Origin of the sequence: Vibrio sp. A8-1 (genome assembly GCF_013048685.1) — a bacterium.
GTDB classification, from domain to species: domain Bacteria; phylum Pseudomonadota; class Gammaproteobacteria; order Enterobacterales; family Vibrionaceae; genus Vibrio; species Vibrio metschnikovii.
The window spans coordinates 25,058-39,828 of sequence record NZ_VHTC01000026.1 but is presented as its reverse complement, the minus strand read 5'-3'; the positions used below and the strand labels follow the sequence as shown (position 1 = coordinate 39,828).

Below are 14,771 nucleotides of genomic sequence, written 5' to 3'. Positions count from 1 at the left end.
TTAGGGGCTTTCTTTCTGCTCATAACAAACAGGATGAAGCACTGGAATGATCACTCAATAGTAAAAAGTGGATCAAGTGCTGAGTGTCACACTTTTTCTGTCAATAGGGGCTTGGTGAACACTTACTTTCATTGCATTATTGAGATCTAAATAACGTTGTAATGTTTGTTGAAATCGATCAAAAGATATAGGTTTGAGTAAATAGTCAAAACAACCAAGCTGCATTGCTTCTTGAACCGTATTTACGTCATCTGATGCTGTGATAAGTACAACATCTTGTTTTCTTTTCTTTTTCTGAGCAAGAATATCACGATATAAATCAATACCTAAACCATCCGGCAGATAATTATCGAGTAAGATAAGCTGTGGTTGATAAGCTTGAATAATCGTGCGAGCTATCTTCTGAGACTCAGCGATCCCGACAACAGTACATCGACTAAAACCTTGAATGATATCCAAATAAATATTAGTAATATTTACGTCATCCTCAACAATAACGATATCAATCGTTTCCATTCCTCCCTCCTGACTTTATGCTAATTATTAATATAGTTTGGGATAAATACAGAAAAAATACATCCCTGAGGTTCAGCATTATCAATGTTAATAAAACCACCCGCTTGTTTTACATAGTGATCGACAAGATATAGCCCAAGACCATGATCTTCCTTATCATCTTTACGAGTCACACCTCGATTCCATATTACTTCCTTTTCCTGTATAGACAGACCACTTCCATTGTCAGACACTTCAATCAAAATATCTTGTCCTGCATCGGTAATTAAAATGCCAACATAAGGACTCTTCGTTTGATTTATTCGACATGAATCAAAGGCATTCTCAATCAAATTTCCTAATACTGTGCATAATTGATGATCATCTAACTTTGTTTGATTGTTACTTAACTGACAAGTGGGATCTAAACGAAAATCAATATTTAACTCTTGTGCACGTAAAGCTTTCCCTAGTAAAAATGCAGCGACTTGATTGACGCGGATAGAATGCTGAATAAAGTCTAACAGCTCTTGTTTACTCCCACTTTCATTATTAATTAATATCATCGCCTCTTGAATCTTTCCCATTTTTAACAATCCAGAAAGTGTCGTTAACTTATTAGAAAACTCATGACGAAGAACACGAAAATTATCACTATATTGTTTAATTTGAGTTAAGCTTGCGGAGACCGCATACACATCATTCTGCTCACGAAAGCTCAGAACCCAACCAACAAGATTTTTATTATGTAATATGGGTTCTCGATTAGCGATAATTTGATGATGGTTTAATCGATAAAACTCATCTTTTTGCTTATCGATGAGTGAACTCTTATTATCTAACCAACTACAATCATTAAGATAATCTCTAATGTTAATATTTTCTTCTGAACCGTATGGAAGATAGCGTTTTGCTGCTGGATTTATAACAATTATCCTACCTTGTAAATCAACCGCAATAATACCCTCATAGACAGCATATAAAATAGATTGTTGAATTTCCCAAGAGAGCGAAATTTCTTCTGGTTCCATATTATTCATTTTTCTTTGTATGTGCCGAGAAAACAACCAGACTAATAATAATGAAATAGAAATTAATAATAAGGCATCAACAATCAAAGGACGAAAGTAGTCTTTAAGCCAATATTGAAACCGTGTTAACAGATAACCGACTGAAACCACACCAATAATATTACCTTGGCTATCAATAATCGGTGACTTCCCTCGTATACCATAACCTAAACTCCCTTCTCGCAAAGAAGTATACGATTCCTTTCTTAATAAAGCTCCCGCATTATCATCACCTTGCATTGGATAACCTATACGATCCGGCTCTGGATGAAATAAGCGAATACCATTTTGATCACCAATAACAATAAAGCTCGCATCAGAATAATGCATGATACGCTCAATCGCCTTGTGAATTTCTGTAATGTTTTTTGTTTCTACTAAAGTAATCAACTCTGGATCACTAGCAATATCTTGAGCTTGTAATAATGCACGAGTACGAACTTGATCATCAATAGAAGAGGATAATGCTTGATAGAATCCCCAGGCCATGTAAAGGAATTGAATGAGGAGTAAAAAAGTAAGCAATAAGAATATCTTATTACGAAAGCGTAAATGCATAAAAAAACATCGGTTTCGATTGCTATTTATCTGAATCACGTCCAGATTTTTACGCATTACCTTATACATATTCACTCATATAATTACACAACTTACGTATTCCACAGCATACCTAAAGACAACAACTTTACTACCAGTATTTAACAAAAAAAAGGGTAAAGTCACAAAATGACTTTACCCTTTGAAATAGTTATCTTAAGCCATGTTTGAAAGGCTTTTATTTCTAAATGAGTTTATTAATGGCCAACAGATTGAAAAAATTGTCACTATCAATAGAAATTGAGTAATTCCTGATTGAACAAAAATACTGAACTCTTGATTAGAGATCCGAAATGCTTGCCTAAACGACTGTTCCATTTGGCTGCCAACAATAACAGCAAGAATCATTGGTGCAGTAGGAATAACCAGTTTGTGCATAATAAACCCAACTATACCTAATAAAATTAAGATATAAAAATCTACCACAGAATTCCCAATAGCATAGCAGCCCACGAAAGCAAGCCCTAAAACGATAGGATATAAAACATTCGCAGGGATAGCGAGCATACGAACTAAAACACCTGCTAATGGAATATTTACGAAAGCCAGAATAATATTCGCGACAAATAAACTTGCGATCAATCCCCACGCTGTTTCTGGATGCTGGGTAAATAAAAGTGGCCCAGGTTGTATTCCTAACATTAATAAGGCCCCCATCATGACTGCCGTCGTACCTGAACCAGGGATACCTAATGAGAGCATAGGGATCATCGCTCCAATGGATGCTGAGTTATTCGCTGATTCAGGAGCGGCTAGTCCTTCTATCGCACCTTTGCCAAATTCATCTTTGTTGGGTGAGAGTTGTTTCTCATTATTATAACAAAGTAACGATGCCATTGTTCCCCCTGCGCCGGGGAGTGCCCCGACAATAAAACCAACAGGGGCACTGCGTAAAATGGGCCATTTCGATCTGCGCCAATCCTCTTTACTGATCCAAATCCGTTTAAACTGAGTCTGTGCTTTTTTACTACCATCACCTAAGGTTGTCATGCTTTTCAGCACTTCTCCTAATGCATAAATGCCAATGATCACCACCAAGAAGTCAACACCTGTTTGGAGCTCAAGGGAACCAAAAGTAAAACGACTTAATCCGGATTGAGCATCAATGCCGATTGTTGCAATCGCTAACCCTATTGCCATAGAGAAGAAACCTTTCAGCATATTGCCTTTAGACATAGAAACCGTCATCGAAAGGGCGGCTAGCATTAACATAAAATATTCTGCTGGACCAAATCTAATCGCAAAGTTGGCTACAGGCTCAGCAAGAAAGGTCATGAGCACCGCAGCGATAGTACCTCCGATCAATGATGCGATTGCTGAGATAGCAAGTGCGGCTTCTGCACGCCCTTTCATTGCCATCGGATAACCATCGAAGGTTGCCGCCAAGGCAGCACCGTCTCCGGGTGTATTGATTAAAATCGAGCTACGGGAACCACCAAACATCGCCCCCATATAGATCCCTGTCATCGTAATTAATGATGCCGTAGGCCCCATGGCATAAGTCATGGGCAATAGAACGGCAACGCCCGTCGCCGGACCAAGACCCGGTAGCATGCCGATAATCGTTCCCATGATCCCACCAAGTGTTATCAGTAGAAGATAATAAGGCTGTAAAGCAATCCCAAAGCCATTAAAAAGATTCGTAAATATATCTGTCATAGTTAATTTTCCTTAACTAAAAAGTGTTCCGCTAGGTAAATTAATGGATAATAATTCATTGAAAATGAAGTAAATCCCAACAGAAAAAACCACACCAATGACTAATGATTGCTTCCAACGTTTAATACCACATGTAACCATTAACATCATCAGCATAAAAAACATCGTGCTTATAAGAAAGCCAACAAGCTCAAACATAAAAGAATACAGCAAGGAAATTAAACATGTTGATAATACCCTATATGTATTAATCTTATTTTTTGAATGCTCATCAATCGTCTTCATTATTGCTGTCATTGATGGAGAAAATCGACCATTAACGACTAATAATAATCCAATCACAATCATAAAAATCGAGATCGACAAAGGCATAATAATCGGTTCCCACTCATTACCAAATATAGGCCTTGGTAATAAATAGGCGTAACTACCATAACTTAAGCCAAAGAGAATACTGATAATACCGGTCAATCCATCCCAATTAGATTTACTATAATCTTTCATATTTATATCATCCATAAATGTACAAGAGAATAAACCAATACCTATAACGATAATTTTTATCTAGGCGATTGGTTTATTTCTGTATTGAAAATTTATATAACTCTAGAAAACTTCTTTAATCAAGGCATTATATTGTTGATTCGTATTTTCTAAGAATGGTTGAAAATCATCAAAATCCAGATAAGCATCATCCCATCCATTGCGTTGTAATGCGGCTTTCCAGCTATCAGTATGAATCATTTTTTCTAAAGCATCACGCCAATAATTGATGGCTTCTTCTGGCATATCTTTCGGTCCAAATAAGCCACGCCAATTTTCAAAAACCACATCAATTCCCTGCTCTCTAACGGTAGGAATTTCGGCCATCATCCCTTCACCAACTCGTTTATCAGCAGTTTGAGCTAATGCTCTCAACTCACCACTTTGTATTAAACCAGCTACATCGCCTAACCCTGTTGAAATCAAATCAATGTGTCCGCCTAAAACCTGAGCAACAACTCCACCGTCTTGAAATGATATATAATCTATATTTTTTAAATTATTAACCCCAGCAGCTTTCGCCACTAAGAGAAATTGAATATGGTCCATTGAGCCAGCAGCGGATGTACCACCTATTTTAATAGACTTAGGATCTTGTTTTAGCGCCTCCATAACCTGATTAATTGAGGTATAAGGAGAATTTTTAGGCACAACAAAAGCGGCATAATCCGTAATTAAGCGCGCAATAGGGGTCGTATCTTGATAACTGTATGGTGTTAAACCGACTAAATGAGTCAGTAAGATCGGAGGAGAATAAACAGAAATTAAGTCTCCTTTACCTTTCTGACTTTGCATATAAGCCAAATTTACTGCACCTCCGCCACCGGGACGATTAATCACCGGTAGATTCGCATTAATAATCCCCTCATCTTTTAATGTCTTAGCTACGGTACGAATCGTAATATCCCATCCTCCACCCGCACCCGCTGGAGCAACCATATTAATGGTTCTTGGAGGATATGATTTCGCAAAAGCAGAGGATACCCCTAATAAAGAGCTAAGTATTATCAACCATGTTACAGAGATATATTTTATTTTATTCATCGTTCTATCCTTGTGTCTGACTTAATGTAAATTATTTTTTATAGTTTTTAATCTGGCTTATATTGTTGCTCTACTAACAACGGTTAATGAAAACAACTTATAATGTTTTCAACTTGTTTACATTAAGTGACAATAAAGTAAATTAACGAGAGGAAGGACACTTTTTACCATACAGCTTATGGTGTTTATGGTTTTTATGATGTTAATTATTGACCGACAAAGGTAGACGTCAGCTAAACCATTGATCTAAGTAGTAGCTGACACCAATCTGAAAAAACATGACGAGTTTATGAAATAATAATTAAGAGTTTTTACTCTCGATCAACACCGAAATCCCTTCTTCTGCTAATTCTTGTCGGACACTGATTGGAAATGCCCGGTCAGTGATCACCACATCAAAACACTGCATATCGAGCGCATGAAAGGTGGCAACTTTGCCATATTTAGAAGAGTCAGAGACAAGGATGACTTTTTGTGCTGCCGCTGCGACTGCCCTTTTGACAATGACCTTAGGCTCACTGGGCGTAGAGATACCGCGCAGATTCCATGATGAAGTTGAGACAAACGCGATATCCACATTCATTCCCGCCAGAAAGTCTGACACTTTACTCCCTACGCTGGACTGATTCTCACGATCAATTCGTCCGCCCGTATGATAAAGCTCGCTTTTACTGTGATGGGTTAGAAAAGCCGCAATAACAAAATCGTTAGTAATAAAAAGCAGATCATCACGGCTAGCAAGTTGATGAGCGATTTCCAGTGTAGTGGTCCCAGCATCAAGATAAACCGTAGCATTTTGTTGCACCAACTGGCTAGCAATAAGGCCAATCATCGCTTTCTCATTAGCGTGTTGCGTCGCTTTAGCATCATGAGAAGGCTCCTGATGCAGCACTTTAGTCAGTTGCACACCGCCTGACACGGACAATACCTTACCCAATTTTTCGAGTTTAGCGATATCGCGACGAATGGTCATGTGCGACACCTCTAATTGCTCAACCAGTTCGTTAATGCTGATCACTTCCTGTTGTGAAAGCAGAGATAGGATAGTTTTGTGACGTTCTGCTGGAATCATAATGACTTAGCTATAAGTAATGAGTGTACTCATATTATCAGTCATCAGCCATGGTGTGAAGTTGTGTTAACTATTGTTAAAAACAAACAAATTCTGGAGAAAACCTGAAGCTGTAAAGTGTGAACATCTAGTTATTTTCCATATCATTACTAATGATTGTTAATTTTTGTGATGAATGACGCATGACACCTCGCCAAATATCACATAGAATCACAATTAATAACACAAATTAACATAAATATTCAATGCGAGATAAGTATATGGATAATCAAACCGTGAAATCGATAGCGGTGATCGGATTAGGATCTATGGGGATGGGGGCTGCAAAATCCTGTATTCGCGCAGGACTCGATGTGTACGGCATTGACCTCAACCCAATCGCTCTCGAAACACTAGGTAACTACGGGGCGAAAGCGGTAGCTAGCGACGCCAATCTATTTGCTCACGAACTCGATGCGGTTTTATTGTTAGTCATCAACGCCAAGCAAGTGAAATCGATTTTGTTCGATTCAGGTTTAGCCGCCAACCTAAAACCAGGCACAGCCATCATGGTGTCTGCCACCATCTCTGCCCAAGATGCAAAAGATATTGAAGCGGGCCTTAAGTCTTACCATCTGCTGATGTTAGACGCCCCCGTTTCCGGTGGTGCAATAAAAGCCGAAGCCGGTGATATGACCATCATGGCATCCGGAAGTATAGAGGCGTTCACTAAATTGGCTCCCGTGTTAGCGGCAACGGCAGGCAAAGTTTATAACATCGGTACCGAAATTGGTCTTGGTGCTACCGTCAAAATCATTCACCAACTTTTGGCAGGTGTACATATTGCTGCCGGAGCTGAAGCGATGGCCCTGGCCGCTCGTGCCAATATTCCTCTCGATTTAATGTACGACGTGGTCACTAACGCGGCAGGTAATTCTTGGATGTTTGAAAACAGAATGAAACACGTTGTTGATGGTGACTACTCGCCAAAATCAATGGTCGATATCTTTGTTAAAGACCTTAATCTGGTCGCCAATACCGCACAAGACCTGAAATTCCCTCTGCCACTAGCGAGTACTGCACTCAACATGTTTATCTCTGCTAGTAATGCAGGTTTTGGTCAAGAAGATGACAGCGCAGTGATCAAGATTTTTGATGGCATCAATCTACCTGGCATGGAGAAATAATTATGTTACTTGGAGTCATTGCTGATGATTTTACTGGCGCAACCGATATTGCAGGTTTTCTGGTTGAAAATGGCATGCGCACTGTACAGCTCAACGGCATACCAAAGAAAAACATTCATGTAGACGCCGATGCTGTGGTCATCAGCCTTAAATCCCGCTCATGTCCCGCTGAACAAGCCGTCAACCAATCACTAGAAGCGCTTCGTTGGTTGCAAGTTCAGGGCTGCCAGCAGTTTTATTTTAAATACTGTTCGACTTTCGATAGTACTGCACAAGGCAATATCGGTCCGGTGACCGATGCCCTACTAGCAGAACTAAATGAAACCTTCACTATCGTTTGCCCAGCACTGCCAGTTAATGGCCGTACCGTATTCAATGGTTATCTATTTGTGCTTGGTGAACTCCTGAACGAATCGGGCATGCGCCACCATCCTGTAACACCAATGACAGATTCGAGCTTAGTTCGTCTGATGAATAACCAATCTCAAGGTGAATGTGGTCTGGTTAATTATCAAGTCATTGAGCAAGGTGTAGACGCCGTTGTTGCACGTTTTGCTCAATTACAAAAGGAAGGAAAACGCTACGCGGTTGTTGATGCCATTAATAGCACTCATCTGATTACTCTCGGTCAGGCAGTGAAATCACTCAAATTGATTACTGGTGGGTCAGGCTTAGCTGCAGGTATCGCTCAAAATTGGGCCAACAAACTGGCCGATCAAAGCGAAGCTCAATCGGCAGGCTTACCGACAAAAGCACCCGGTGTCGTGCTTTCTGGATCTTGCTCAGTCATGACGAATCAACAAGTCGCCCGTTATCAATCGGTAGCACCGCATTTTGCCGTCGACGTCGAAGCGTGTCTACGCGATAAAAACTATGTACAACAAGCGTTTATTTGGGTCACCGCGCAACTTGATAGTCAATACGCACCCATGGTGTATGCCACCGCAGATCCAGACAAACTCAAGGCCATTCAGACGCAATACGGTGCGGCCACTTCAAGTGAAGCGGTAGAGCAATTTTTCAGTCAACTTGCCCATCAATTGCAAGAGTTTGGGATTAAAAACTTTATTGTTGCCGGCGGTGAAACATCCGGAATTGTAACCCAAAGCCTTGGTGTCACTGGTTTTCACATCGGACCACAAATCGCTCCAGGTGTGCCTTGGGTCCAATCTATCGACGGTTCACTATCGTTGGCGCTTAAGTCAGGTAACTTCGGCGATGAACGCTTCTTCGAAAAAGCACAGGATTTTTATCTATGACAGAACAACAACTTAGAGAACAAATGGTTAGCCTTGCACGCTCCATGTTTGAACGTGGTTACGCCACGGGTGGTGCAGGAAACCTATCATTGAAATTACCAAACGGCCATTTTCTCGCTACACCAACAGGCTCTTCATTTGGCCGTTTAATCGCCGAAGAATTATCTGTGGTGGATATTGAGGGTAATCAACTCTCCGGCAAACGTGCTTCAAAAGAGATAGCCTTCCATCTAGCTATCTACCGAAACAATCCGAAATGTAACGCAATTGTGCATTTGCATTCTACTTATCTGACAGCGCTCTCCTGTATCGATAATCTCGATGCTGATAATGCTATTCGCCCTTTCACACCCTACTACGTGATGCGTATCGGCCAATTACCTGTCATTCCCTATTTGCGCCCGGGTGAACCACGTATTGCCGAAGAACTGGCTAAACGTGCCGCTGATTACCGTGCATTCTTACTGGCTAACCACGGCCCAGTCATCACTGGCGCCGATCTAGAAGATGCCGTGGATAACGCTGAAGAATTAGAAGAAACCGCCAAGTTAATGTTTTTACTCAATAACCATCCAGTTCGTTACCTCACAGAGGTCGAGGTGGAAGACCTAAAAGGGAGAGGAAAGTAATGGCTAAATTTGCTGCGAACCTTACCATGCTGTTCAACGAAGTGCCTTTTATAGAACGCTTTGAGCATGCACATCGTGCTGGCTTTAAGGCGATCGAATTTTTGTTTCCTTATGCTTTCGAACCACAAGTGTTGGCGAAAAAATTAGAGCAATACGGGTTTGAACAAGCGCTGTTTAATATGCCTCCCGGCGACTGGGATGCCGGTGAAAAAGGCTTCGCGGCTCTACCGGGGCGTGAGCAAGAATTTAGGCAAAGTGTCGCCACCACACTGATGTATGCCAAAGCACTCAACTGCAAAAAAGTACACGCTATGTCAGGCATCATCGATCCAGCGTACAGCCTGCAACAACACATCGATACCTTTATCGCCAACATTCGTTACGCTGCGGATACCTTTGCCGAACATGGCATTGATGTACTGATTGAACCTCTAAACCATCGCGATGTTCCTCATTACTTCATTTCTCATCAACGGCGTGCCGTTGAATTGATTCAGATGGTTAATCGTCCGAATGTGAAATTACAACTCGATCTGTACCACGCACAGATCATGGATGGTGATCTGGATGTTCTGATCCGCGATTTAGCGCCATTTACTGGCCATATTCAAATTGCGTCAGTGCCACACCGTAATGAACCTAGTGACGGTGAAATCAACTACCCGTATCTCTTCGATGTACTGGATAACTCCGGTTATGACGGCTGGATCGGGTGCGAATACAAACCTAAAACCACTACCGAACAAGGCTTAGGCTGGGTCAAGCCTTACTTATAACGCTCATAACAATAATAACAAGTAATACAACAAGGACATGTGTATGAACATCGTAATCACTGGTGGTGCCGGATTTCTCGGATCTCTACTAGCTCAAACCCTACTCCAACAAGATTCAGGTTCGATTCAGTCTTTAATGATTGTCGATCGAGTCAAACCCAACGGTGCTATCACTGAAGATCCACGAGTCAGTGCCATCGTCGCCGACATCACCGATCCACAACAGGTGGCTACCTTGATTGGTCCGAAAACCACTCATGTATTTCACCTTGCTGCGATTGTATCGAGTCATGCAGAACAAGATTTCGATCTTGGAATCAAGGTCAACTTGACGGCAACACAGTTAATGCTTGAACAGTGTCGTCAAGTCAATTCAGAGATACGCTTTGTATTTTCTAGTTCGCTCGCGGTGTTTGGTGGAGCATTACCAGAGGTAGTGACGCCAATGACGGCGACTCAGCCCAGTTCTTCATACGGTACACAAAAAGCCATAGGCGAACTGTTGGTGAACGATTATGGTCGCAAAAATCTGGTTGATGCGATCAGCGTTCGTCTGCCAACGATCTGTATCCGTCCCGGTGTCCCCAATCAGGCCGCGTCATCGTTCGTGAGTGGCATGATTCGCGAACCGCTAAAAGGTCAAACATCCAACTGTCCAGTGGATCTTGACCTCGGACTGTGGATATCCAGCCCAGAAACTGTCATTCAGAATATTATCCACGCAAGCCGACTGGAGCGTAGTGCTATCCAGGGTTATCGAACTTTTAACTTACCCGGTATTAGAGTTACGCCACGCACTATGCTTGCTGCCATGGCAGAGCAAGTGGCTCCTTCTCGCACTGATCTCGTCACCATTAAAAAAGATAAAGCGATTGAATCGATCGTAGCAAGCTGGCCTCAAGCTATTGATAATACAAAGGAACTCAACCTAGGTTTCAGTGTTGATGCCAATTTCAATGCCGTTCTTTCTCGCTACCTTACGACTTGCTCAGTCGTAGAAATGGAGGATGCATAATGTTATCTACTTCCGTTATCGGTTTGATCATCGCGGTATTTGTTTTGATATTTCTGGTTCTGCGCACTCGGGTTCATGTCTTGATCGCAATGCTTGCAGCCGCTTGTATTGCGGGCTTGATTGGTGGATTAAGTGTTAATGAAACTATGTCGGCCATCAGCCAAGGATTTGGCGGTACCTTAAGTGGCATTGGCATTGTCATTGGTCTGGGTGTCATGATGGGAGCCATTTTGGAAACCTCTGGTGCTGGTGAGTCCATCGCCTATCATTTCATTAAATGGCTAGGTAAACGAAAGGAAGAGCTGGCGTTAGCGATCACCGGATACATTGTCAGTATTCCCGTCTTTGTCGATAGTGCCTTAATCATCCTTTATCCAATTGCTAAGTCTTTGGCTAAGACTTCTCAACGTTCGATTCTCACTCTTACGGTCGCACTAGCAGGTGGTCTTGTCGTCGCTCACCACTGTATTCCACCAACACCTGGACCATTGGGAGTAGCAAGTATTTTTGGTGTAGATATCGCTTCGATGCTCGGTTTTGGCTTGCTCATCGCTTTACCATCAGTGGCCGGAATTGTCATGTATGCGCGTTGGCTAGAGAAGCATTTCCCTGAGTACGCAACACCAGTGACGTTGGCTAAAGCACCAGAAGAGCAGAAGAAAGTTCACGCGGACTATATGGCGTCAAAGTCAGAAAAAGCATTACCCTCTTTGACTAAATCAATCATGCCTATCGTGGTACCGATTTTACTGATCCTAGCAAATTCGCTGACACAGCTGGCAGAGAAACAACTCGGATTAACGGAATTTAGCACCAGCTTTTTGGGTCAGGCTATTCAATTCCTTGGTCACCCGATCATTGCACTATCGATCAGTACATTACTGGCGGTATACACTTTGACGCCATACCTAGACAAAGCAGAGACAACCGCGAAGCTGGAACAAGGCATTTCAACATCAGGGATCATCCTTCTCGTTACTGGTGCTGGCGGTGCTCTGGGCAACGTACTGCGCGAGTCAGGCGCTGGGGCTGAAATTGCTAACCAAGTCGCCTCATTGCCCATCTCACCAATCATGATCCCGTTTATTATCGCAACATTAGTGCGAGTTATTCAGGGCAGTGGGACGGTTTCAATGATTACCGCGGCATCCATTTCTGCACCAGTTTTAGCCGAGATTCAAGATGTGAACATGCTTTTTGCCGCTTCCGCTGCAACAATGGGCAGTCTATTCGCGGGGTATTTTAATGACAGCCTATTCCATATTGTCAACCGTCTAATGGGAGTGACAGAAGTTCGCAAACAATTGGTGATTTGGACCATTCCAACCACTCTTGCTTGGGCGATTGGCGGTACGTTGATCATGACACTGAACCTTATTTTTGGAACCGCTGGCTCTATTTATGATCCTCTATTACCTCTTGTTATTCTCGGCTGGTGTCTCTATTTTATGAGTTCACAGAGTCGTTCAATGAGTCAGAGCCTTACCAAAATAAATCATTAATATCCATTTCCCTTTTTATAAAAGCGGAATGATTTAAATAAACCGATGAAGATAGCTACCCTCATCGGTTTATTCTCACAACAATCCCAGAAGATCAAAACTTTCTATGCCGAACGTCGAGTACGAACAAAAGGAGCCCCTTTATCATCGACCAGTACATCTGCATCCACCTGATACAGTTGATATATCAATTCGGAAGTCAAGAGATCTTGCGGTTTCCCTTGAGCTAACAACTGCCCTTGTTTCATCACTAAAAGATTATCTGCATATTGCGCGGCAAGATTAAGATCATGCAACACCATAATCGTAGTGTATTGATGCTGACGAGTTTGCTCAACCAAATGCTCAAGCAACACATGTTGATGGTGTAAATCGAGCGCACTGACAGGTTCATCCAGCATTAAGATGGAAGGATTACGCATCAATGCTTGAGCAAACAAGATCATCTGGCACTGCCCTCCACTTAAGGTTCTGACATCTCGATGCGCCAAATGACGCAAACCTAAACGAGAGAGGATCGACAAGCCATCATTCAACATCCTATCATCAATGCGCATACTCAAGGCATCCAAACGCCCAAGCAATATCACTTCAATCACCGACAAGTTGACATCAAGATGAATATCTTGTGGCATGTAACCAAACTGTTGACGCCATTGCGCAAGATGGTGCTTATTGAGTATCTGTTGATGAAAACGGAGCTCACCTTCTTGCCATCGTATATCACCAAACAAGGTTTTGAGTAAGGTACTTTTTCCTGTGCCGTTGGGACCAAGAATTGCCGTTACTTGACCCGGTTGTAATGAAAAACTGACCCCATCCGCCAAGACTAAATCACCAAATCGAACATGAAGATTGTTAACCTGTAACATATTAACGCGCCTTGCCAATAATGAGCCAAAAGAAAAAGGGCACTCCAACAATGGCAGTAACAATACCAATTGGGAAAAGTGCTCCTGGAACAATTACTTTCGATAATACAGAGGCGGTAGAGAGTAAAAATGCGCCAATTAAAAAGGATAAGGGAAGAAAGAAACGTTGATCCTCACCGACCAAAATCTTAGCGATATTGGGAGCGACAATACCAATAAACCCAATAATACCGACGAAACTGGTCACCGTTGCCGTCATCAGTGCAACGAGAAATAATGTTTTTAACCTGAGCCGAACAATATTCACTCCGAGGCTTTTTGCCCGCTCTTCCCCTAAACGCAATGCCGTTAACTTCCAAGCATCTTTTAGTAACAGTACAACACTCAAACTGACCACGACAGCGGTGATCATCAAGTTATTCCACGTTGCTTTCGATAAGCTGCCAAACAACCAAAACAAAATTTGCTGGCTTAGCTCCGGTGAAGAGATGAACTGCACTAATGAAAGTAAAGATTGAAATAAAAACAGCAAAGCTATGCCTGCTAAAATCAATTGCCCAGACCCAATATGACGTACAGAAGCAAGAGCAAAGAGAAAGCAAGCAGAAAGCATACAACACACAAAAGCACCCAAGGGAACCGCAAAATGGCTCTCTATGCCTAGCGAACCAACATAAAGCACTAAAGCGGCACCAAATCCAGCCGCGGCAGCCATTCCCAACGTATAAGGACTCGCCATTGAATTATTCAACAACGTTTGCATTTCTGCACCGCCGACCCCAAGCGATCCACCTACGAAGATAGCCATTAATGCAATAGGCAATCGTAAATTTTTGACAATCACTTGTGTCGAAGCATCAACCTGAAAAGGAAGCCCGATCCATTCCAATAATGCATGCAGTACCGAGGTCACATCGATCATCGAGGGACCGGTCATAATATCTAGAATAAAGGAAGCAATCAGCAATAAGCCGAAGCCAAATAACATCCAACTACGGCGACGTTCACTTTCTCGCTGTGTCATAACAGCATCTTGTAATGTATCAGAGATCATTTTTTATTAATCCAGTTT

At 42.1% G+C, this 14,771-nt stretch carries 14 protein-coding genes; 6 read left to right on the top strand and 8 right to left on the bottom strand.

Annotated elements, in window-relative coordinates; translation table 11 throughout:
- Positions 1-72 precede the first annotated feature (72 nt).
- From FKN93_RS13300 to FKN93_RS13275, 6 genes are all read right to left on the bottom strand, one after another.
- Entirely contained in the window at positions 73-516 is a 444-nt protein-coding gene (locus FKN93_RS13300; RefSeq protein ID WP_249374183.1) for a response regulator, read from the bottom strand.
- 20 nt (positions 517-536) lie between these two features.
- Positions 537-2,192, bottom strand: coding sequence for a sensor histidine kinase (locus tag FKN93_RS13295; protein ID WP_170905276.1), 1,656 nt, complete (start codon positions 2,190-2,192; stop codon positions 537-539).
- Positions 2,193-2,318: 126 nt separating this feature from the next.
- Positions 2,319-3,821, bottom strand: a complete 1,503-nt coding sequence (locus FKN93_RS13290; RefSeq protein ID WP_154171092.1) for a tripartite tricarboxylate transporter permease — start codon at positions 3,819-3,821, stop codon at positions 2,319-2,321.
- A gap of 12 nt (positions 3,822-3,833) precedes the next feature.
- Positions 3,834-4,325, bottom strand: coding sequence for a tripartite tricarboxylate transporter TctB family protein (locus FKN93_RS13285; protein WP_170905275.1), 492 nt, complete (start codon positions 4,323-4,325; stop codon positions 3,834-3,836).
- A gap of 102 nt (positions 4,326-4,427) precedes the next feature.
- A complete protein-coding gene (locus tag FKN93_RS13280) occupies positions 4,428-5,408 on the bottom strand; it encodes a tripartite tricarboxylate transporter substrate binding protein (protein WP_170905274.1) in 981 nt (326 codons plus the stop codon).
- Positions 5,409-5,709: 301 nt separating this feature from the next.
- Positions 5,710-6,480, bottom strand: a complete 771-nt coding sequence (locus FKN93_RS13275; protein ID WP_040905030.1) for a DeoR/GlpR family DNA-binding transcription regulator — start codon at positions 6,478-6,480, stop codon at positions 5,710-5,712.
- 260 nt (positions 6,481-6,740) lie between these two features.
- On the opposite strand from FKN93_RS13275, the gene ltnD reads away from it, so the two are divergent.
- From ltnD to FKN93_RS13245, 6 genes are read left to right on the top strand one after another with little or no spacing between them, the layout of a single operon-like run.
- The gene (ltnD, locus tag FKN93_RS13270; protein WP_158137313.1) at positions 6,741-7,646 is read left to right on the top strand and encodes an L-threonate dehydrogenase; all 906 of its coding nucleotides are present in this window, start codon (positions 6,741-6,743) and stop codon (positions 7,644-7,646) included.
- 2 nt (positions 7,647-7,648) lie between these two features.
- A complete protein-coding gene (otnK, locus tag FKN93_RS13265) occupies positions 7,649-8,905 on the top strand; it encodes a 3-oxo-tetronate kinase (protein ID WP_170905273.1) in 1,257 nt (418 codons plus the stop codon).
- Positions 8,902-9,534 carry an aldolase gene (locus FKN93_RS13260; protein WP_004396407.1) on the top strand — a complete coding sequence of 211 codons (633 nt, stop codon included), beginning with the start codon at positions 8,902-8,904 and terminating at the stop codon, positions 9,532-9,534. The genes otnK and FKN93_RS13260 overlap by 4 nt, the downstream gene beginning before the upstream one ends.
- The gene (otnI, locus tag FKN93_RS13255; RefSeq protein WP_158137310.1) at positions 9,534-10,310 is read left to right on the top strand and encodes a 2-oxo-tetronate isomerase; all 777 of its coding nucleotides are present in this window, start codon (positions 9,534-9,536) and stop codon (positions 10,308-10,310) included. Before FKN93_RS13260 ends, otnI begins: the two co-directional genes overlap by 1 nt.
- A 43-nt stretch (positions 10,311-10,353) precedes the next feature.
- Complete coding sequence (gene denD, locus FKN93_RS13250; RefSeq protein ID WP_004396409.1) at positions 10,354-11,325, top strand: D-erythronate dehydrogenase; 972 nt, start codon at positions 10,354-10,356, stop codon at positions 11,323-11,325.
- A complete protein-coding gene (locus tag FKN93_RS13245; protein WP_170905272.1) occupies positions 11,325-12,827 on the top strand; it encodes an SLC13 family permease in 1,503 nt (500 codons plus the stop codon). The genes denD and FKN93_RS13245 overlap by 1 nt, the downstream gene beginning before the upstream one ends.
- A 104-nt stretch (positions 12,828-12,931) precedes the next feature.
- Here FKN93_RS13245 and FKN93_RS13240 read toward each other — a convergent pair whose 3' ends face one another.
- Both FKN93_RS13240 and FKN93_RS13235 read right to left on the bottom strand, forming a co-directional pair.
- Positions 12,932-13,699, bottom strand: a complete 768-nt coding sequence (locus FKN93_RS13240; RefSeq protein ID WP_170905271.1) for an ABC transporter ATP-binding protein — start codon at positions 13,697-13,699, stop codon at positions 12,932-12,934.
- 1 nt (position 13,700) lies between these two features.
- Positions 13,701-14,753 carry an iron ABC transporter permease gene (locus FKN93_RS13235; RefSeq protein ID WP_154171100.1) on the bottom strand — a complete coding sequence of 351 codons (1,053 nt, stop codon included), beginning with the start codon at positions 14,751-14,753 and terminating at the stop codon, positions 13,701-13,703.
- Positions 14,754-14,771 lie beyond the last annotated feature (18 nt).